The sequence below is a fragment of the Sinorhizobium sp. P24N7 genome, from assembly GCF_042436655.1.
Lineage (GTDB): Bacteria > Pseudomonadota > Alphaproteobacteria > Rhizobiales > Rhizobiaceae > Sinorhizobium > Sinorhizobium meliloti_A.
The window spans coordinates 12,095-31,839 of the sequence record NZ_JBHMIW010000016.1 but is presented as its reverse complement, the minus strand read 5'-3'; the positions used below and the strand labels follow the sequence as shown (position 1 = coordinate 31,839).

Here is a 19,745-nt window from a genome sequence, read left to right as displayed (position 1 = left end):
GACGCGCTGACGATCAGCCGCCCGGCTGCACCCGGATCGCAAAGAGATCGAGGCTGTTGCCGCCGCCGCTGAGATCGCTGTTGATCATCAGTTTTCCAGGGCTGCTGGGTGCCGAGCCGCGCTCGAAATTGATCTTCAACAGCATGTCGACCCGCTCGTCGTGTACGGTGAAGCGGTGCCGGCCGCAGTCGCCGAGCGTCGAGAAATCGCATTCGACCGAGAATTCGGTTGCCTTGCCCGGAGCCGCCTGGACCGTCAGGGCGAGTGTCGACGACTTGCCCGACAGCTGGGCAAGGACATCCGCGGGAATTTCGATCGCCACATCGCCCTCCTTGGAGGCCGCTGCCGAAATCAACCGCAGGCTCTCGCCTGCATCACCGCCGGACGGTTCCGCGCTGGCGCGCGGCCCCGGCGTGACCGCCGCAGTTTCTCCGGGAGCAAAGACCTCTATCCAATCGCCGGAGAAGCCCTCCTGGGCGCCGAGGGTCTGCAGGCCGGCCGCTCCGTCGAAATCCTCCGCATCCACCGTCGCGGGCGGATTGGCGACGCCGGTGTCCGTCGGCGGCCGGAGCAGGTCGTTCGTCTGAACCCACCAGACGGCGACGCCGGCCGCCGCTGCGAGCGTGGCAACGATCATCGCATAGGAGAAGAACCGGCTGCGCCTGCGCTTGCGCGGTCGCTGGTCGGCGACGCCCGGATCGGGAGCAGGCTTGCGCGCGGGTTCTATTCTTCCCTCGTCCGCCGTCGCTCTGAAAGCCGCCGGCGAGCCGTCGCGTTCGGGACGCAAAGCGCCGAGCCCCCCATCCGCCTGAGCAGGGGCGCCTCCTTCCGGCTTCAATGCCGGCTCGCTCCGTGGTGCGGCAGGTGCTGGCGCTTCGGGAGCGCGCTCTACCCTCTCGCCCCTCGCCTTCACTTCGCCAAGGCTCACCACCGGAGTCTGAGCGCGCTCCTTAAGGGCGGCGCGCTCTTCCATCTCGATCGCGCGGATGACCGCTTCGAGCCGGTGACGTTGCACGGAGATGACCTCCGGATCTTCGATCTGCTGCTTCTGCAGACCATTTTCCAGCGCCTGACGCGCCGACTGATAGATGCGCGCCCGGATCTCCGCATTGCTTCGATCCGCTCTTTCCAGCGCATTCCTGATCGCTGTCTCAAGTCCGCTCACGTCAAATCCTTCTGCGCGAAGTCTTCCGGTTGCCGCAATACGCTGCCGGATGTGCCTTTCTCGCGACGAGCCCCGCCTCTTCCCGTCACACGCCGTTGGTTTTATTAAGGATTGGGTAACCGCTGCATTGCGAATTCGCAAGTGCAGCCGCGACTTCGTCCGGTGTTCCCCAGGTAAAACATGGGCGAGCGTGGCCGAATTGCCGGAGCGCGCACCGCTTTGCGGTGTCGCAGCGTCTTATCGGAGGTGCAAAGGTCGCTATTGCCTTCGCGTTGCTGCATGTCCTTGCGCACCGGTGGACTTCAGGAACGATGCAGTAGGCAAGCGCGTCCGTTGCTGCTATCAGTTTTGACGTTTACGAGAACGTCAAAGTTGGGATGGAGATTTTTTCGATGTCGTTGCCGCCAATCCTGTCAGGGAAAACGAGGCTGCCGATCGTAGGGGCGCCGCTTTTCATCGTCTCGCATCCCCGGCTGACGATCGCACAATGCAAGGCCGGCATTATCGGCGCCTTTCCGGCGCTCAACGCCCGCCCGCAATCGCAGCTCGACGAATGGCTGGCGGAGATCACCGAGACACTGGCCGACCACGATGCCAGACACCCCGAGCGCCCGGCGGCACCCTTCGCGGTGAACCAGATCGTACACAAATCGAACGTCCGGCTCGAACAGGATCTGATGCTTTGCGTCAAGTACAAGGTTCCGATCGTCATCTCCTCGCTAGGGGCCGTACCGGAGGTGAATGCCGCCATCCATTCCTATGGCGGTGTCGTTCTCCACGACGTCATCAACAACCGCCATGCGAATTCCGCGATCCGCAAGGGCGCAGACGGGCTGATCGCAGTCGCGGCAGGCGCTGGCGGCCATGCGGGAACGCTCTCGCCCTTCGCGCTCGTGCAGGAAATCCGCGCCTGGTTCGACGGGCCGCTTCTGCTCTCGGGCGCGATCGCCACCGGCGGCGCAGTGCTCGCTGCGCAAGCGATGGGAGCCGACATGGCCTATATCGGCTCGCCCTTCATCGCCACGGAAGAGGCCCGCGCGAGCGATGCCTACAAGCAGATGATCGTCGACAGCAACGCCGCCGACATCGTTTATTCCAATTACTTCACCGGCATACACGGCAATTACCTGAAACCGTCGATCCTTGCCGCCGGGATGGACCCGGCCAATCTGCCGGAAGCCGATCCCTCCAAGATGGACTTCGGCACGGCAACGGAAGGCGCCAAGGCATGGAAGGACATCTGGGGCTGCGGCCAGGGGATAGGCGCCGTGCGCGAAGTCGGCACCGTCGCCCGCCTTATCGACCGGCTGGAACAGGAATACGACGCCGCACGCGCACGCCTCGGCTTCGCTTCCAATTCCGAAGGGCCGCCGGCCCAGGAATTTTCAAGTTCTCGAAACTGATGGCTTGAAATCTCGCCGCTTTGCGTTTATCAGCGCCTCACATTCGTTCCGCGACGTTCGCGGAACCGCCCCAAGGGCCGCTTTAGCTCAGTCGGTAGAGCACATCATTCGTAATGATGGGGTCACGTGTTCGAGTCACGTAAGCGGCACCATTTCTTCAGAGATCAGAGTGTTTTTGGGCGGCTCCCGGGTCTTCCGGTTGATAGGCTGACGTATGGCTCTATCGAAAGCTCGAACAATACACAGGCTGCTGACTTAAGCGTCTTCTAACCGCTGCAGTATGCCTCGCCGACCGCGGTGATCGCAGGATGTGCAAAGAAGGGAAATCTCTTTTCGGGCGTCCGACCGTGCTGAAAGCCGTGAGCGTGGCGGCAGGAAAGATAGCCACGCCCCGGCATTATCGATCGCCCCCGCGGACGCCGCTGATCTTTTAAGCGGATGGTCGTCCATGATCACGCCGTCGCGACTGGGGGGCCGTGCCGGCACAGCAAATCAGATCAGCGTATCCAGCCTTCGCGGGACATGATCTTCTGCGCTTCATCGGAGATCAGATAGTCCAGAAACGCTTTTGCTTCGGGATCGGCGTCGGGGGCCAGCGCCACGCTCAAGTCGCGCCATATTGCCCGATCGCTCGACAGCATCACCGCTTCCAGGGTGTCGGGGTTCGAAACCGGCCAATTCGGCCAGGTGATCCAGGCGTCTGCATCCAACGCTTTGAATGCCTTGAAGCTCGCGCCCGAACCATGTTCGAAAGCGACAATGTTCCTGCGGAACGCCGCGACATCCTCCAGCCGGCCGAGGCGGCCCGCGATGTCCTCCCATACACCCGTCCCCGATGTGTTGGCGACGCCAGCCCCCTCGGTTACGACGATTTTCGTCCCCACCGCCAGAAGGTCCTCGAATTTTGTGATCCCCTTGGGATTACCCGCTTTCACGGCAATCACTGCTGGACGAAGGTAAATCGGCGCGACCTGATCCGACGAAAATCCTTGATACGTCTCGAGAAAAGCAGTCATCGCCTGCTCGGAGGTACCCCAAATGACGTCCGCATCGGCCTGCGCCTTTTTCGACCATGTCTTCTCCGGCCCGGCGGTGATTTCGACCTTGCGGCCGGTCTCCTTCGTCCAGACGTCCGCAACTTTCCGGATGGCGGTGTGCGGACCGCCTGCACCGTAAAGACGGATCACCCCATCCTGGGCATCGCGGCTGATCGAAGGGTCATGGAGTGCGGTGTCCTGCGCCGAAGCAGGCGTGGCAAGAATCGTTGTCAGAACAATCAGAAACGCAATTCGCACGGGCTTCTCCTTTTTATGCGTGTTGGACCGCAGCAGTCTTTCGACGGCGCGGCAGGAGAAACGACTCTTCGACGGGTACAATCCTTCCCTCATGGAGGAACACGAAACCGTGATCCCCCGTCACCCATCACGTGTAAAAATATCGCGTCAGGTGAAAGAACACCGGTGCCGCGAAGCTCAGCGAATCCATTCGGTCGAGTACGCCGCCATGGCCGCTGATCATCGAGCCCCAGTCCTTTACGCCCATCGAGCGCTTCACGGCCGAGAGCGCCAGTCCGCCGAGAAAGCCCATGGCGACGATGGCGAGGGCCATGGCGGCCGCCTGCAACGGCGTGAAGGGCGTTATCCACCACAAGGCCGCGCCGGCAGCCACGGCCGAAAGCCCGCCTCCGGCAAGTCCCTCGACGGTTTTCGACGGGCTGACGACCGGTGCGATCTTCGTCCGGCCGAAAAGCTTGCCGAAGACATACTGCATGACATCGCTGAACTGCGCGATGGTGATGAGGAAGAAGAGCAGCAGAAAGCCTTCGCCCGGCCGGCCGGGGATGTCGAGCGTCAGGAGGGCCGGTGCGTGGCTGATGCAATAGACCGTCAGCATCAGCCCCCACTGGATGCGCGAGACGCGCAGCAGGAACTGCTCCGTGTCGCCCTTCAGCGCGGAAAGGCTCGGCAGGAGGAGGAAGCCGTAGACCGGTATCAGAATGGTGAAAAGCGCGTACCAGTCGATCGAGATCAGCCAGTATTGCAGCGGCAGCAGAACGTAAAAGGAAGCGACGAGCGGCAGGTGATCGGCGGCACGCGTCGGCGTCAGCGAAACGAACTCGCGCAGCGTGTAGAAGGAGGTGAGAGCAAAGAGCACGAGCGTGACGCCGCGACCGAGAGCGAAACTCACCGCGAAGATGGCGATCATCACCCACCATGCCCTGATACGGGCATTGAGATTGTCGATCGTCGCCCGCCCCGTTTCGGACGTCGCGCGGCGCGACAGCACGAAGCCGATCAGCGATGCCGCTCCGAGAAGAACGACTATGCCGGCAAAGAGGATAAAGAGTTTGTCGTTCAAGGACATGGCAGCCTCATCCGATGGGTTCGGGCGCAAGTGCGGCGACCGCTGCGCGGGCGCGTTCCAGAAAAGCCTCCTTCTCTTCGCCGGCGTGGCGCGCGACCGGCGGTCCGAAACGCACCGTGCAGCTGATGGGGACGGGCAAAAAGGTTCCCTTGGGAAAGGCGCGCGAGGGATTGTCGAGATAGGTCGGGATCAGTTCCACGTCGGGAAATTCCTGAGACAGCCAGTAGAGCCCGCTCTTGAACGGCCCCGGCAAGCGCTCGCTGCCGCGCGTGCCCTCCGGGAAAAGGATGAGCGACTCACCCTCGCAGAGCACGTCGCGCAAGGGTGCGAGAGCCGCTCCGGGCGGCCCCTGCGTCGAGCGCTCGACGAGCACGCCGTTCAGCACCTTCAGCCCGATATGACGCCTCACGGCCCCCCTGCCCCAATAGTCCGCCGCGGCGATCGGATGCGTCGACGCGCGCAACGCACGCGGCAGCGCCGACCAGATCAGCAGCGTATCGAGATGGCTCGCGTGATTGGCGAAATAGATGCGCTGGCGCATTTCCGGCCGCGAGCCCATCCAGTGCGCCTGCCCGCCGACGATGAACCGCGTGAGACCGATCAATGCCAGGTCGATCACGGCTTCGCGCCTTCCCGAATGCGCGCGACGATGGCCCTGGTGCGGGTCGCGCATGTGACGAGCGCGCCGGCAAGGATGATCCACGCCGTGGCGTAAAGCACGAGGCGCTCTGTCATTAGAAACGCTTCCGCGAATGCCAGCACGCAGGCGAGACTCATCAACGCCATGCGGTGCTGTTTCGCCATGGGACCGCGGAAGTCCTGGCCCTGGCCGAGCGACCCGCCGAAGACGCGCACATAGGCCGTCAAGGCGGCCGCAAGCGCTCCCGCCCAGCCGAGCCATCCCGCGCCGGCGGCATAGCCGAGTGCAACGATGAGCAAGGTGTCGGCGGCCCGGTCGGGAAACTCGTTGTAGAGCGCTCCCACCGGCGAACCGCGCCCGCCCTCGACCGCCACCATGCCGTCGAGAAGGTTGCAGAGGAGGCGCAACTGGATAGCGGCGAGCGCCAGGGGATAAAGGAACGGCCAGCGGACTGCGGAAAGGAGGGCCCCTGCCCCCAGCGCGGCAAAGACGACGCTTGCAAGCGAGATCTGGTTCGGCGTGACCGAAGTCTTCAGGAGAAACGCCGTCAAGCGCCGCGCGTAGCCGCTGTCGCGCGCGGCGATGGGGCGACGATCCGCGCCCGGCCTGTCTGCGTCTTCGCCGTCGGGTGCGACACTCATGTTCGAGAGGTACGGCCTACAAATGAAGGATTGCAGTCTGTCTTAAAACAACTTCCATGCAAATGCCATATCGCCGCGTGGCCGGCTTCGGTCTCACTTGGCGGAAATATCCACCCTGGGTATACCGTTGACGGTCGGCTCCGGCTGGCTCGTCACCTCGCGAAGCCATTCGCGCCAGATGGCGACGAGCAGCGCCATCAGGACCGGGCCGACGAAGAGACCGAGAAACCCCATCGTCTTAACGCCACCGATCAGGCCGAAAAACGTCGGCAGGAAGGGCAGCTTGATCGGGCCGCCAACGAGCCTCGGGCGCAATGTCTTGTCTACGATGAAGAGCTCAGTCGTACCCCAGGTGAACAGCGCGACGCCGTGGACGGGCGAGCCGCTTGCAACGAGATAGACCGAGACCAGGGTGAAGCAGAGCGGAGCGCCGCCCGGCACGAGCGCCATGACGCCGGTGATGATGCCGAGCGTCACCGGCGACGGCACGCCGGCCAGCCAATAGGCGACGCCGAGCACGATGCCTTCGCCGATCGCGATGATGCCCATGCCGGTGACCGTCGAGCTGATCGTAAGGGGCACCACGCGCGACAGCCTCTCCCAGCGCATCGGAAAGATCCGTTCGCCAAGATGGTCGAGCTGCTTCGAAAAGGACTGGCCGTCGCGATAGACGAAGAAGAGCGTGATCAGCATGAAAAGGAGCGTCAGGAAGGACTGGAAGGCGGAGGCACCGACCACGAGCACGCCGCGATAGATATTGCCGATATTGGAGCCGCTCACGAGCTGCACCAATTCCCCGAGAGCGCCGGGGTGACCGACATATTTGACCCATTGTTCGCCGAGCCAGGCGCCCACCGCCGGGATCGTCGCCAGCCAGGCAGGCGCCGGGGCGCCGTTCGCATTGGTCGCAACCGCCCAGACGAGCCAATCGCGCACTTCGTCCACGGCATAGATCGCGACAAGCGAGATCGGCACGACGATAAAGGCGACGACGGAAATGATGGCGATCGTCGCAGCAAGTGTGCGGTTGCCGTTCACGCCCTGAAGCAGCCGCCAATAGATGGGCCAGCTCGCGAACCCGATGACCACCGCCGCAAGCACCGGCACGAGGAAACCATGGAAGAAATAGACGCCGCAAAGCAGAATGAGAACGAGCAGCCACCGGGCCGCCGAAATCGGCACGACGAGGGCGGAGCGTGAATGGGCCGGCTGCCCGAAGAGCCGCGGCTCCACAGGTAGATTCTCTCGTTCGCGATTGCCCAATTGCACCAATTCTCCTCCGTCTCTTCGAACCTTACAACAAACCCGCAACCTTGCCAGCCCGTTCCGCTCCGCTGGACGCGGTTTCCGGCGCAATGATGGCGGCCGGCGCCGAATCGGCGCTTTACGCCAGAACGCGCGCATTTTCACCTAGCAAGGGGACGTGACAGGGAGATTAGAGCGGATGAGGAAAGCGCGTGCGGTTTCGCGCGCAGTCAGGCTACGCGTCCCCTCTCCGGCGATCAACGAACACCGAGGCGAGGAATATGGCGAAACCGCCGATGCCGAGCACGGCGCCGACGAGCCCCGGCGAAGTCCAGCCATAGCCGGCGGCGATGGCAATGCCGCCGAGCCAGGCGCCAAGAGCATTGGCGAGATTGAAGGCGGAATGACTAAGGGCTGCCGCGAGCGTCTGCGCCTTTCCGGCGACGTCCATCAGCCGGGTCTGGACGCCCGGAACGACGGCGAAGCCGCCGCCGATGAAAAGCACGTTGACGATCGCCATCCAAGGGCTCGTCATGGTGAAATAGAAGAGGATGTAGGCGAAGATGTTGAAGACGAGCGCGATGCCGATGGCGCGCGTAAGCGACCAATCGGCGAGCCGCGAACCCACGATATTGCCGAGGATCATGCCTGCGCCGAAGACCGACAGCATGACGGGCACATTGGCGACGGAAACGCCCGCGACCTGGGTCAGCGCCGGTGCGATATAGGTGAAGACGGCGAACATCCCGCCGCAGCCGATCGCACAGATGCCCAGCAGCAACCAGACCTGGAGGCTTCCCAGCGCGCTCAATTCCCGCAGCGGCGTCGCCTGCGGATCGCCCCTGTCCCGCGGCACGTGAAGCCAGATCAGGACCATTGTCATCAGGCTGATGCCGCCGACGATCGCGAAGGCGCTGCGCCAGCCGAGCGCCTGGCCGAACCAGGCGACGAGCGGCGTGCCGAAGAGGGTGGCGATCGTCAGCCCCATCATGACCCGCCCGACCGCGCGCGCCCGCTGGTTCGGTGCCGCAAGTCCTGCCGCGACCAGTGCCGCCACGCCGAAATAGGCGCCGTGTGGCAGGCCCGCGAAAAAGCGCGCGGCGACGAGCGGGTGGAAACTTGGAGCAAATGCGGACGCGAAATTGCCCAACGCAAAGACCGCCATCAGGACCAGCAGCACATGAAAACGGGCGAACCGCGCCGCAAGCACCGCGATCAACGGCGCCCCGACGACGACCCCGAGCGCATAGGCGCTGATGACGGCGCCGGCCGCCGGCACCGACACCGCGACGTCGTCTGCGACCTGAGGCAACAGACCCATAATGGCGAATTCGCCGGTACCGATACCGAAACCGCCGACAGCCAGCGCGATTTCCGCCGCGGAAACCCTGTTGCGGGACTTGCCTATATGGGTGGGGCCGATATCGGCGGAAAGGACGTCTTCGGACATGCGTTACCTTGGCTCGCGGCCCGTCGGCCGCCGCTTGGGAGGGATCTTGTAAAATATCTTGGGGACGTCGGCGCAGCCGATGTCGTGGCAGGGTATACTGCAGTGCAGTATAGGCGGGCCGGCTGCACCTGCAAGAACTGTGCTGCAGGGCACATCAATATTTCACAAACCGGTGCATGCCTGCCGATTGTTGACGTTTACGTCAAAGTTATATAATCCGGATTACGGCTTGAAGAGGCGAGCTAAAAGCAGCATCTTCGACGGAGAGGAAGATCGGGAGGGATTTTTCTTTGCCGCGATGACGGCCGTTCATTGGCGACCAGAGGGAGGAAGGTCATGGCGGAAGCAAGCACCCAGCAGTCGGGTTCCGGTACGGCGAAGATCTGGCTCGGATCCTACCCGCCGGGCGTGCCCGCCGACATCGGCCCGCTCACCTACCGCTCCATCGGCGAATTCTTCGATCACGCGGTTGCGCAATATTCCTGGCGGCCCGCATTCACCTGCATGGGCAAGGCGCTGACCTTCTCCGATCTCAATGCGCATTCGGCCAAAATCGGCGCCTGGCTCCAGTCGCTGGGGCTCGCGAACGGCGATCGGGTTGCGGTGATGATGCCAAACATCCTTCAAAATCCCGTCATCGTCTACGGAATCCTGCGAGCCGGCTTCACCGTCGTCAACGTCAATCCGCTCTATACGCCGCGCGAACTGGAGCACCAGTTGGTGGATGCCGGCGCCAAGGCGATCTTCGTGCTCGAGAACTTCGCCCATACGGTCGAGCAGGTGCTGCCCCGCACGAAGGTCAAGCATGTCGTGGTCGCCAGCATGGGCGACATGCTTGGTCCGAAGGGAACAATCGTCAATCTGGTGGTGCGCCGCGTGAAGAAGCTGGTCCCCGCCTGGTCGATTCCAGGTCACCTTTCTTTCAAGTCGGTTCTTGCCAAGGGCGCGACGCTCGGCTTCAAGCGGCCGAACGTGGCGCCGGGGGATGTTGCCTTCCTGCAATATACCGGCGGCACCACCGGTGTTTCCAAGGGCGCAACGCTGACGCACGCCAATCTCCTGTCCAACATGGCCCAGATGGAACTGTGGCTGAACACGGCCTTCCTGCGCAAACCGCGCCCGGAGAGTCTCACCTTCATGTGCGCGCTGCCGCTCTATCACATCTTCGCGCTCACGGTGAATTCGCTGATGGGGCTGGCAACCGGCGGCAACAACATCCTGATACCGAACCCGCGCGACATCCCCGCCTTCGTCAAGGAGCTCGGCAGGTACAGGACGAACATTTTTCCGGGGCTGAACACGCTCTTCAACGCGTTGATGAACAATCCCGAATTCCGCAAACTCGACTTCTCGTCCCTGATCCTGACCTTCGGGGGCGGCATGGCGGTGCAGCGGCCCGTCGCCGAGCGCTGGCTTGAGCTCACCGGCTGCCCGATTCATGAAGGATACGGCCTTTCCGAGACCTCGCCGGTAGCGACCGCCAACCGCCTCGACACCGACGATTTCACCGGCACGATCGGCATGCCGCTGCCTTCGACGGAGGTCGAGATCCGGGACGAGGACGGGCGCACGCTCCCCGCTGGCGAAATCGGAGAGATCTGCATTCGCGGGCCCCAGGTGATGGCGGGCTACTGGCAGCGCCCTGAGGAAACGGCCAGGGCCATTTCGCCGGACGGCTTCTTCCGCACCGGCGATGTCGGTTTCATGGACGCCGAGGGGCTGACGAAGATCGTCGACCGGAAGAAGGACATGATCCTCGTCTCGGGGTTCAACGTTTTCCCCAACGAGATCGAAGAGGTGGCGGCGACCCATCCCGGCATCCTCGAATGCGCCGCAATCGGTATTGCCGACCCGCATTCCGGCGAAGCGGTCAAGCTCTTCGTAGTGCGCAAGGACCCGAACCTCACCGAAGAAGAGGTCAAGCGCCACTGCGCCGCCAACCTCACCAACTACAAGCGGCCGCGACACGTGGAGTTCCGCACCGAACTGCCCAAATCGAACGTCGGCAAGATCCTGCGCAAGGATCTTCGCGGGTAAAGGCTTGGGCGCGAAAACGCCCCTTACCCGGCCTGCCGGCCACCTTCTGCCCGCTGGACGGGGAGAAGGGACTCGTGGCACCGGCTCCGTTCCATTTTGCCGCTGCGTGCGCGTCCGAGTCCCCTCTGACCGCCTGCCTGGAGAGGTTGGAGTGAGGGGAAGTTTTCGCCGCCCTGCCGATGGAGCGATGCGGCCACCTTTTTTCGCTGCAGCGCACACCTGCCCTTGATTTGCCGCGGTTAAACCGACTAGCTATCGCAGCCAAATTCCAATGCCCTCATTCCCATGCCCTAGTTGCGATGCAAGGAGCCCTGCGATGAAAGCGCTTGTCGAAAACCTGAAAGCCACTGCACGCGAAACCGATGCGACCGATATCCGTGCCGCCTTCGCGGCCGATCCGAACCGCTTCTCGCGCTTCAGCACGGCGTTCGACGACCTCCTCTTCGACTATTCCAAATGCGCCGTGAACGACCGGGTGATCGACGGCCTCGAAGCGCTCGCCAAGGCGGCGAAGGTCGAGGAAAAGCGCGATGCGATGTTCCGGGGCGATATCATCAACATCACCGAGGAGCGCGCGGTTCTGCACACGGCGCTCAGGAACAGGTCGAACCGGCCGGTTCTCGTGGGTGGCAAGGACGTCATGCCGGACGTCAATGCCGTGCTGGAGGCCATGGGCAAGTTCGCTGACGACGTCCGCTCCGGTGCCCTGAAAGGAGCCACAGGCAAGAAAATCACCGACGTCGTCAATATAGGCATCGGGGGCTCCGACCTCGGCCCCGTCATGGCGACGCTGGCGCTTGCCCCCTTCCATGACGGTCCGCGGCTGCACTTCGTTTCCAACGTCGACGGCGCCCACATCGCAGATACGCTGAAGCTCCTCGATCCCGAGACCTCTCTCTTCATCGTCGCCTCCAAGACTTTCACCACGATCGAGACGATGACCAATGCGGCGACTGCCCGCGCCTTCATCGCCGGCAAGCTCGGCGAGACGGCGGTGGGTCATCACTTCGCGGCCGTCTCCACCGCCCTGGATAAGGTCGGCGCCTTCGGCATCGATGCCGCCCGCGTCTTCGGCTTCTGGGACTGGGTCGGCGGGCGCTATTCCATCTGGTCTGCGATCGGCCTGCCGCTGATGATCGCGATCGGCAAGGAGAATTTCGGCCGCTTCCTCGACGGCGGCCACGCCATGGACGAGCATTTCCGCAGCGCGCCGCTTCGCCGGAATGTCCCCATGCTCCTCGGGCTTATCGGCTTCTATCATCGCAACGTTCTCGGCTATCCGTCGCGGGCGATCCTGCCCTACGACCAGCGGCTGACGCGCTTCCCGGCCTATCTGCAGCAGCTCGACATGGAATCGAACGGCAAGGGCGTGACGCTCGACAGCCAGCCGGTCGAATTCGCGACGGGTCCCGTGGTCTGGGGCGAGCCCGGCACCAATGGCCAGCATGCCTTCTATCAGCTCATCCACCAGGGAACCGATATCATTCCCGCCGAGTTCATGATCGCGGCGAACGGCCACGAAAAGGACCTGCGTCACCAGCACCAGCTCCTGATGGCGAACTGCCTGGCGCAGTCGGAAGCCCTCATGAAAGGGCGTACGCTGGCGGAAGCCAAGGCGCAGCTGACCTCCAAGGGAATGAACGAGGCAAAGGCCGACAAAATCGCACCCCACCGCGTCTTCACCGGAAACCGGCCGTCGCTGACCATCGTCTACGATCAGCTCGACCCCTTCGCGCTCGGCCGTCTGATCGCGCTTTACGAACATCGCGTCTTTGTGGAAGGCGCGCTCTTCAACATCAATTCCTTCGACCAGTGGGGCGTCGAGCTCGGCAAGGAACTGGCGACCGGCCTGCTGCCCGTCATCGAAGGCAAGGAAAGCACCGAGGGACACGATTCCTCAACCGCCGGACTGGTTGCTGCACTGTTGAAGGCGGCACGCTGATCGACGACCGATCGGAGTGATCGGTCAGCCGCGCAGATTCTCCCCCCTTGCGGGGGAGATGGAGGAAGCCAGAGCGGGCATAGACGGCCGCGCGTGCTGCTTGGACCCGCCGAGACCCGGCGTGGCCGGCACCGACCTCACAGCCCGAGTTCGTGCCGCCAGGGCGGGTTGGCGCCTGCGCGCGAAACAGTGACGGCCGCCGCCTTCGCTCCGAGCGTCAGGGCCTGACGGATGGCCTCGTCGGTCAGGCTTGCCACCTTCTTCTTGGTCAGGAGGCCGTTGAACTTCAACGCGGCCAGTACACCGGCGTCGAAAGTGTCGCCCGCGCCGACCGTATCGACGACCTCGACCCGTTCGCTCGCGACCTCGACCTTGTGGCCGTCCGTATAACCGACCGCGCCGTCCGCGCCGCGGGTGATCAGCACCAGCTTCGGGCCGCGTTTCAGCCATTCGGCCGCGAGCGCGTCGTGGCTGCCCTCCATGCCGAACCAGGCGAGGTCCTCGTCGGAGAACTTGACGATATCGGACATGGCGGCCATTCGCTTCATGCGTCCGACATGCGCCCCCCGGTCTTTGATGAAGCCGGGGCGGATATTCGGATCGAAGGAGATCACCCGTTTTTCGTGCTCCCGCGCCATCAGCGCCTCGTAAGTGGAGCCGCAGGGCTCGGGAATGAGGCTGATCGCGCCGAAATGCAGCGCCTCGCAGAAATCTCCGAGCGCCGGAAGGTGCTCCGTGGTGATCATCCTACCGGCCGTGTTCTCGTCGAAGAAGGCGTAGCTCGCATGCCCGTCGACGAGCTTCACGAAGGCGAGCGTCGTGTGCAGCGGCAGCGTGGCGCAGGGAGCGAAATCGACATTCGAGGCCTCGAGCGTCGAGCGAAGGATGTCGCCGAACATATCGTCCGAGAGGCCGGTGAAGAAGCCTGTGGGGACGCCGAGCCGGCCGAGCGCGACGGCCGTGTTGAAGATCGCGCCGCCCGCATAGGGCGCAAAGGCGCTCTCGCCCGCCGTCGTCTCCCGCGGCAGCATGTCGATCAGGGCCTCTCCGCAGCAAACGATCATGTCCATTCCTCCCCAAACATATTCATCGATCCGGCAAATCGCGCCAAGCCCTTCGCTACTGGACCGCGAGCGCGCTGACGCCCCCGTTACGGCCCGACCAGTCGAGCGGAGCGTTGAGGAAGGCTTCGACCTCGTTCAGCGTCTTATCGTCGAACAGCGCCAGTTCGCGCGCGACGGCAAGCACGTTGCGCCAGGTGGCGATGTAGTGCAGGTCGACGCCCTTCGACTTCATGTCGCCGCGGGCTTCCGGAAAGATGTCGTAGTAGAAAAGCGCGATGCCGTGCTCGACGACGCCGCCGGCCGCGCGGATCGCGTCGATGAACTTGAACATCGAGCCGCCGGCGGTCGTCAGATCCTCGATGACCAGGACGCGCGCGCCCTCCGGCATATGGCCTTCGATCTGGGCGTTGCGGCCATGTCCCTTCGGCGCCTTGCGCACGTAGATCATTGGCAGTCCTAGACGCTCGGCAAGCATTGCTGCAAAGGGAATACCGGCAGTCTCGCCGCCGGCCACCACATCGAACCGCTCGAAGCCGGCTTCGCGCAGGATCGTCGCAGCGGCAAAATCCATCACCGCGGAACGGATTCGCGGATAGGAGATCAGCTTGCGGCAGTCGATATAGACCGGGCTCGCCATGCCGGAAGAGAGCTTGTAGGGCTCGTCGGCCCGAAAATGCACCGCCTTGATTTCCCAGAGCATCTTCGCGACCAGTTCGGCCATCACCGCCTTATCGGTGAACGCGTTCGAAAACATGGATTCTCCTTCTGCAATCAGGGCTGGACGACGGCCCAATGAAGCGGAAACATCGGGTCGAAGACCGTGACCGGGCCGGCCTCGGTTTCGATCTTGGCGGGATAGCGGACGGGCTCCTCCTGCTTGTGCAGCGTGATCGTTTCCTCGTTTGCTGGCAGGCCATACCAGGCTGGCCCGTTCAGCGAGGTGAAAGCTTCCAGCCGGTCGAGCGCGCCCTCTTCCTCGAAGACGTGAGCGAGGCAGCTCAAGGTGTTGATCGATGTGTAGATGCCGGCACAGCCGCAGGCGCATTCCTTGAGCGGGTCGACATGCGGGGCAGAGTCCGTTCCGAGGAAGAAGCGGACGTCGCCCGAGATCGCCGCCTGGCGAAGCGCCAGCCGATGCGTCTCGCGCTTCGCTACCGGCAGACAGTAGTAATGCGGCTTGATGCCGCCGACGAGGATGGCGTTGCGGTTGATGATCAGGTGATGGGTGGTGATGGAGCCGGCAAGATTGGCCGCATGCTCCCGGATATAGTCGACGCCGTCCTTCGTCGTCACATGCTCCATGGTGATCCTGAGATCGGGCAGTCGCCGGCGGAGCGGGTCGAGAACGGTTTCGATGAAGACTGCCTCACGGTCGAAAATGTCGACCTCGGCCGTCGTCACCTCACCATGGACGCAGAGCGGCAGGCCGATCTCGGCCATGCGCTCCAGCACCGGCATGGCCTTGTCGATATCGCGGACCCCGCTCGACGAATTGGTGGTGGCGCCGGCCGGATAGAGCTTGACCGCCTTGACGAGGCCGCTCCTGAACCCGGCTTCCACATCGCCCGGATCGGTGCCCTCGGTAAGATAAAGCGTCATCAGCGGTTCGAACCGGTCCCCTGCGGGAATGGCGGCGAGGATGCGCTCGCGATAGGCGGCCGCATCGGCCGAAGTCACCACCGGCGGCACCAGATTGGGCATGATGATGGCACGCGCGAAATGGCGGCTCGTATCGGCGATCACGCCGCGAAGCATGCCGCCGTCGCGCAGGTGAAGATGCCAATCATCAGGGCGGCGTATGACGAGGTCTTGCATATCAGCGTTCTCCCGATGCTCGCGCCCGACCCGCGCGGCCGGCATCAGGCGTACCGGTGCGCTCGAAAGGGCGGCAACTCATGTGGTGAAACCGCGCCTCGATAACACCATTGCGCCGCCGAAGACAATGGCGATTCGAAAGGTCACCGCAGTCCGCGGCCGGAAACTGCGGGACGAATGCCGAGCACTCTAAAAGTCCCTGATCACGACATCCGCCGGCCTGCGACTGTCGAGGACCCGGCGGGCATTGGGCAGGTCGTTGCCATAGGCCTTGCTGCGCGCCGCGTCTTCGTCATAGCCGTGATCGTACCAGCGCTGCAGGAGCCGCCGCTCGATCACCTCCAGACCCGGATCTATGAAGATCGAATAATCGAAGGCGCCGTCGAGGCCGTTCCAGGGCGCTTCCTCCAGCAGCAGGTAGTTGCCCTCGGCAAGCACGATACGCGTCTCGGGCGCGATGATCCTCGCCGAGGCGATCGCCAGTTCCCGGGAGCGGTCGAAGACCGGAACGAGAACCTCGCCGTCATCGGCGCGCACGGCAGCAAGCGTTGCGAGAAAGGATCGGACGTCGAAGGTCTCGGGTGCCCCCTTGCGGGCAAGCAGCCCTTTTTCTTCGAGAACGGCATTGTCCATGTGAAACCCGTCCATGGGCAACACCGCCGCCTTTTCGCCCGCCTGCGTGATCGCCTCCGCCAGCGTTTCGGAAAGCGTAGACTTGCCGGCGCCGGGCGGACCGGCGATGGCAACGATGAAGCGGCCGGAAACGACCGCCCGCTTCAGGATTTCATCCGCAAGGGATTTGACGCTCATGCCGCAATCGCCTCGCGCGGCGGCTCCTTCGCGCCGGTCATGAAGGCCACCGCATCGGACATGGTGTAATCCTTGGGATTGATGACGCAGAGGCGGCGGCCGAGACGATGGATATGGATCCGGTCCGCGACTTCGAAGACATGCGGCATGTTGTGCGAGATCAGCACGATCGGCAGACCGCGGCGACGCACGTCGAGGATCAGCTCCAGCACGCGGCGGCTCTCCTTCACCCCGAGCGCCGCAGTCGGCTCGTCCATGATGACGACCTTGGAACCGAAGGCGGCGGCGCGTGCCACCGCGACGCCCTGGCGTTGTCCGCCCGAGAGCGTCTCGACCGCCTGGTTGATGTTCTGGATGGTCATCAGACCGAGCTCGGAGAGCTTCGCCCGCGCCTGCTTTTCCATGGCGGCCCGGTCGAGCGAGCGGAACCACTTGCCCATGATTCCCGGCTTGCGGATTTCCCGGCCGAGGAACATGTTGTCGGCGATCGACAATGCCGGCGACAAAGCGAGGTTCTGATAGACCGTTTCGATGCCGGCTTGCCTCGCCTCCATCGGCGAGCGGAACTGGATGGGCCTGCCCTCCAGCCGGATCTCGCCCTCGTCCGGCGTGACGGCGCCCGATATCGCCTTGATCATCGAGGACTTGCCGGCGCCGTTGTCGCCGATAACGGCCAGGATTTCACCGGGATAGAGGTCGAAGTCGGCGCGATCGAGGGCAGTCACGCGGCCATAGCGCTTGACGAGGCCACGGGCGGTGAGAATGGGTTCCTGTGCCATCAGGCTGCTACCTTTCTGATCCACTGGTCGATTGCAACGGCGATGATGATCAGCAAGCCGATCAGGAGATAGGTCCATTGCGGGTCGGTGCCCATGAGGCGCAGGCCGAGCGAGAAGACGCCGACGATCAGCGCGCCGAAGAGCATCCCCATGATGGAGCCGCGGCCGCCGAAGAGCGAGATGCCGCCGATCACCACGGCGGTGATCGATTCGATATTCGCAAACTGCCCCGCTGTCGGGGAGACGGAGCCGATGCGGCCGATGAGGGTCCAGCCGGCAAGGGCGCAGATGAGACCGGAGAGCGTATAGATGGAGATGAGCATGCGCGTGACGTTGACGCCGGCGAGCTTGGCAGCCTCGGGGTCGTCGCCCACGGCATAGACATAGCGCCCCCAGGCCGTGCGGTTCAGGACATACCAAAGAAGGCAGACGAGGAGCACCATCACCACGACGCCGTAGGTGAAGACGGCATTGCCGATGCGGAAGTTCTGGCCGAAGAACTGCAGGATCGGGGCATTCGCGGAAATGTCCTGAGCCCGGATCGTCTCGTTGGCGGAATAGAGGAAGTTGGAGGCGAGCACGATCTGCCACATGCCGAGCGTGACGATAAAGGGCGGCAGCTTCATCCGCGCGACGAGCGTTCCGTTGATGTAGCCGCAGAGCGCCCCCACCCCAAGACCGCAGATGACGGAGAGCACCGGCGGGAAGCCGTAGCGGAAGGTGAACTGCCCCATGATGACGGATGAGAGCACCATGATGGCGCCGACCGAAAGATCGATACCGGCGGTCAGGATCACGAGCGTCTGAGCGGCACCGACGATGCCGACGATTGCCACCTGCTGCAGGATCAGCGTCATGGTGAAGGCGGAAAAGAACTTGCCGCCGAGAATGACCCCGAAGGCGATCAGCGACAGAACCAGCACGATCAGCGGCACCGCGGCCGGGCTCGAATGCAGGAAGTGCTGCAGCTTCTGAAGCAGCGTCTTATCATGTGCGTCGAAAGACGCTACGTCCGTCGAACTGTCGGTCAGGACCTTTTCGAATTCCTGGGATGGCTGTGCGGCCGTGTTTGTTTCGCCCATGGGGACTCCTCCCGTGAACCCCGCTCAAGAGGGGGTGCATTGCTGCAGGATGCGCGGCCCACCGGTCGAAGCGGCGAGCCTCAGAACGCTCGACGACAATCCCGCTTGCGCCGCGATCGGTTCTGAGAAGCCAGAGCGGAACGCGGGCAAGAAGCACCTCGCGCTTTCCTCGCCCCGCCCTGAAAATTGCGCAGGTTTTCGATGCCTTGTCAAAGACCTCGGCACTTGCGGGAAGGGCGGCCGGGGCCGCCCTTCCCCTCACGCCTGTGCGCGTGGCCGATCAGCCCCAGCACTTCTCCATGCCGGTCTTGGTATCGATCGACTCGACGCCGGATACCGGCTTGTCGGTGACAAGCGCGACGCCGGTGTCGACGAAGTCCTTGCCTTCGGTCGGCGTAGGCTTCTCGCCCGTATCGGCGAACTTCTTGATCGCCTCGATGCCGAGCGCCGCCATCATCAGCGGATACTGCTGCGACGTCGCGCCGATCACGCCCTCGGCGACATTCTTGACGCCCGGGCAGCCGCCGTCGACGGAAACGATCAGCACGTCCTTCTCGCGGCCGACGGACTTCAGCGCCTCATAGGCGCCGGCGGCGGCCGGCTCGTTGATCGTGTGGACGACGTTGATGGTCGGATCCTTCTGGAGGAGGTTCTCCATCGCGGTCCGGCCGCCCTCTTCGTTGCCGTTGGTGATGTCGTGGCCGACGATGCGCGGGTCATCCTCGTCGCCGATCTTGTTCGGGTCCTTGGGGTCGATGCCGAAACCGATCATGAAGCCTTGGTCGCGCAACACGTCGACGGAGGGCTGCGACGGCGTCAGGTCGAGGAAGGCCACCTTGGCCTCCTTGGCGGCATCGCCGAGCGTTGCGGCCGCCCACTGGCCGATGAGTTTGCCGGCGAGCAGGTTGTCCGTCGCAAAAGTGGCGTCGGCGGCATTGAGGGGTTCGAGCGGCGTGTCGAGCGCGATGACCAGAAGGCCCGCATCCCGTGCCTTCTGGACCTGGGGCACGATACCCTGGGTATCGGAGGCGGCAATCAGGATACCCTTGGCGCCATCGGCAATGCAGGTCTCGATCGCAGCGACCTGGCTTTCGGAGTCACCGTCGATCTTGCCGGCATAGGACTTCAGGGTGACGCCCAGTTCCTTGGCCTTGGCGGCCGCGCCTTCCTTCATCTTCACGAAGAAAGGATTGGTATCGGTTTTGGTGATGAGGCATGCCGACACGTCGGCTGCCTGCGAGGGCGATGCGAAAGCAACGCCCATGGCGAGCGCGCCGAATGCGGCAGAAAGAACTGTCTTCTTCATTA

Annotated in this window: 17 protein-coding genes and 1 tRNA gene; 4 read left to right on the top strand and 14 right to left on the bottom strand. The window is 63.6% G+C overall.

The window, feature by feature from the left end; all coding sequences use genetic code 11:
• Positions 1–13: 13 nt before the first annotated feature.
• A complete protein-coding gene (locus ACFHWW_RS25240) occupies positions 14–1,165 on the bottom strand; it encodes a biotin transporter BioY (RefSeq protein WP_379941566.1) in 1,152 nt (383 codons plus the stop codon).
• 392 nt (positions 1,166–1,557) lie between these two features.
• Between ACFHWW_RS25240 and ACFHWW_RS25235 the strand changes: the two genes are divergently transcribed.
• The gene (locus ACFHWW_RS25235; protein ID WP_379941564.1) at positions 1,558–2,568 is read left to right on the top strand and encodes an NAD(P)H-dependent flavin oxidoreductase; all 1,011 of its coding nucleotides are present in this window, start codon (positions 1,558–1,560) and stop codon (positions 2,566–2,568) included.
• A 76-nt stretch (positions 2,569–2,644) separates the two neighbouring features.
• Positions 2,645–2,720: transfer RNA gene (locus ACFHWW_RS25230), tRNA-Thr, on the top strand.
• Positions 2,721–3,065: 345 nt separating this feature from the next.
• On the opposite strand, the gene ACFHWW_RS25225 is transcribed toward ACFHWW_RS25230, so the two are convergent.
• From ACFHWW_RS25225 to ACFHWW_RS25200, 6 genes are all read right to left on the bottom strand, one after another.
• On the bottom strand, positions 3,066–3,863 hold the full coding sequence (locus ACFHWW_RS25225; RefSeq protein ID WP_379941562.1) for an extracellular solute-binding protein: 798 nt from the start codon (positions 3,861–3,863) through the stop codon (positions 3,066–3,068).
• 127 nt (positions 3,864–3,990) lie between these two features.
• On the bottom strand, positions 3,991–4,932 hold the full coding sequence (locus ACFHWW_RS25220; RefSeq protein ID WP_379941560.1) for a phosphatidate cytidylyltransferase: 942 nt from the start codon (positions 4,930–4,932) through the stop codon (positions 3,991–3,993).
• A gap of 7 nt (positions 4,933–4,939) precedes the next feature.
• Positions 4,940–5,551, bottom strand: a complete 612-nt coding sequence (locus tag ACFHWW_RS25215; protein ID WP_379941558.1) for a lysophospholipid acyltransferase family protein — start codon at positions 5,549–5,551, stop codon at positions 4,940–4,942.
• A complete protein-coding gene (locus tag ACFHWW_RS25210) occupies positions 5,548–6,213 on the bottom strand; it encodes a CDP-alcohol phosphatidyltransferase family protein (RefSeq protein WP_379941556.1) in 666 nt (221 codons plus the stop codon). Before ACFHWW_RS25210 ends, ACFHWW_RS25215 begins: the two co-directional genes overlap by 4 nt.
• A gap of 93 nt (positions 6,214–6,306) precedes the next feature.
• Positions 6,307–7,482 (bottom strand): AI-2E family transporter, encoded by a 1,176-nt coding sequence (locus ACFHWW_RS25205; RefSeq protein WP_100670022.1) that lies wholly within the window; start codon positions 7,480–7,482, stop codon positions 6,307–6,309.
• 211 nt (positions 7,483–7,693) lie between these two features.
• On the bottom strand, positions 7,694–8,908 hold the full coding sequence (locus ACFHWW_RS25200; protein ID WP_275596846.1) for an MFS transporter: 1,215 nt from the start codon (positions 8,906–8,908) through the stop codon (positions 7,694–7,696).
• Positions 8,909–9,244: 336 nt separating this feature from the next.
• Between ACFHWW_RS25200 and ACFHWW_RS25195 the strand changes: the two genes are divergently transcribed.
• Both ACFHWW_RS25195 and pgi read left to right on the top strand, forming a co-directional pair.
• Complete coding sequence (locus ACFHWW_RS25195) at positions 9,245–10,945, top strand: long-chain fatty acid--CoA ligase (RefSeq protein WP_379941554.1); 1,701 nt, start codon at positions 9,245–9,247, stop codon at positions 10,943–10,945.
• 316 nt (positions 10,946–11,261) lie between these two features.
• Positions 11,262–12,887: a glucose-6-phosphate isomerase gene (gene pgi / locus ACFHWW_RS25190; RefSeq protein WP_379941552.1), complete on the top strand. Its 1,626-nt coding sequence runs from the start codon at positions 11,262–11,264 to the stop codon at positions 12,885–12,887.
• 137 nt (positions 12,888–13,024) lie between these two features.
• Here pgi and ACFHWW_RS25185 read toward each other — a convergent pair whose 3' ends face one another.
• The 7 genes from ACFHWW_RS25185 to ACFHWW_RS25155 all read right to left on the bottom strand — a co-directional run bounded on the left by ACFHWW_RS25185 (position 13,025) and on the right by ACFHWW_RS25155 (position 19,743).
• Positions 13,025–13,951, bottom strand: coding sequence for a carbohydrate kinase (locus ACFHWW_RS25185; protein WP_379941550.1), 927 nt, complete (start codon positions 13,949–13,951; stop codon positions 13,025–13,027).
• Positions 13,952–14,006: 55 nt separating this feature from the next.
• Positions 14,007–14,705, bottom strand: a complete 699-nt coding sequence (locus ACFHWW_RS25180) for an orotate phosphoribosyltransferase (protein WP_379941548.1) — start codon at positions 14,703–14,705, stop codon at positions 14,007–14,009.
• A gap of 17 nt (positions 14,706–14,722) precedes the next feature.
• Complete coding sequence (gene pyrC / locus ACFHWW_RS25175; protein ID WP_379941546.1) at positions 14,723–15,766, bottom strand: dihydroorotase; 1,044 nt, start codon at positions 15,764–15,766, stop codon at positions 14,723–14,725.
• 189 nt (positions 15,767–15,955) lie between these two features.
• The gene (locus ACFHWW_RS25170) at positions 15,956–16,576 is read right to left on the bottom strand and encodes a nucleoside triphosphate hydrolase (RefSeq protein ID WP_275596850.1); all 621 of its coding nucleotides are present in this window, start codon (positions 16,574–16,576) and stop codon (positions 15,956–15,958) included.
• Positions 16,573–17,355, bottom strand: coding sequence for an ATP-binding cassette domain-containing protein (locus tag ACFHWW_RS25165; protein ID WP_018094083.1), 783 nt, complete (start codon positions 17,353–17,355; stop codon positions 16,573–16,575). Before ACFHWW_RS25165 ends, ACFHWW_RS25170 begins: the two co-directional genes overlap by 4 nt.
• On the bottom strand, positions 17,355–18,437 hold the full coding sequence (locus tag ACFHWW_RS25160) for an ABC transporter permease (RefSeq protein WP_379941543.1): 1,083 nt from the start codon (positions 18,435–18,437) through the stop codon (positions 17,355–17,357). Before ACFHWW_RS25160 ends, ACFHWW_RS25165 begins: the two co-directional genes overlap by 1 nt.
• Positions 18,438–18,717: 280 nt before the next feature.
• Complete coding sequence (locus ACFHWW_RS25155; protein ID WP_018094081.1) at positions 18,718–19,743, bottom strand: sugar ABC transporter substrate-binding protein; 1,026 nt, start codon at positions 19,741–19,743, stop codon at positions 18,718–18,720.
• Positions 19,744–19,745: the final 2 nt, after the last annotated feature.

What these genes read in the sequence shown, in the direction of transcription:
- pgi (WP_379941552.1), top strand. Translation starts at nt 11,262, where the DNA reads ATGAAAGCGCTTGTCGAAAACCTGAAAGCCACTGCACGCGAAACCGAT.
- ACFHWW_RS25220 (WP_379941560.1), bottom strand. Translation starts at nt 4,932, where the DNA reads ATGTCCTTGAACGACAAACTCTTTATCCTCTTTGCCGGCATAGTCGTT.
- ACFHWW_RS25200 (WP_275596846.1), bottom strand. Translation starts at nt 8,908, where the DNA reads ATGTCCGAAGACGTCCTTTCCGCCGATATCGGCCCCACCCATATAGGC.
- ACFHWW_RS25210 (WP_379941556.1), bottom strand. Translation starts at nt 6,213, where the DNA reads ATGAGTGTCGCACCCGACGGCGAAGACGCAGACAGGCCGGGCGCGGAT.
- ACFHWW_RS25180 (WP_379941548.1), bottom strand. Translation starts at nt 14,705, where the DNA reads ATGTTTTCGAACGCGTTCACCGATAAGGCGGTGATGGCCGAACTGGTC.
- ACFHWW_RS25165 (WP_018094083.1), bottom strand. Translation starts at nt 17,355, where the DNA reads ATGGCACAGGAACCCATTCTCACCGCCCGTGGCCTCGTCAAGCGCTAT.
- ACFHWW_RS25160 (WP_379941543.1), bottom strand. Translation starts at nt 18,437, where the DNA reads ATGGGCGAAACAAACACGGCCGCACAGCCATCCCAGGAATTCGAAAAG.
- ACFHWW_RS25170 (WP_275596850.1), bottom strand. Translation starts at nt 16,576, where the DNA reads ATGAGCGTCAAATCCCTTGCGGATGAAATCCTGAAGCGGGCGGTCGTT.
- ACFHWW_RS25235 (WP_379941564.1), top strand. Translation starts at nt 1,558, where the DNA reads ATGTCGTTGCCGCCAATCCTGTCAGGGAAAACGAGGCTGCCGATCGTA.
- ACFHWW_RS25195 (WP_379941554.1), top strand. Translation starts at nt 9,245, where the DNA reads ATGGCGGAAGCAAGCACCCAGCAGTCGGGTTCCGGTACGGCGAAGATC.
- ACFHWW_RS25185 (WP_379941550.1), bottom strand. Translation starts at nt 13,951, where the DNA reads ATGATCGTTTGCTGCGGAGAGGCCCTGATCGACATGCTGCCGCGGGAG.
- pyrC (WP_379941546.1), bottom strand. Translation starts at nt 15,766, where the DNA reads ATGCAAGACCTCGTCATACGCCGCCCTGATGATTGGCATCTTCACCTG.
- ACFHWW_RS25155 (WP_018094081.1), bottom strand. Translation starts at nt 19,743, where the DNA reads ATGAAGAAGACAGTTCTTTCTGCCGCATTCGGCGCGCTCGCCATGGGC.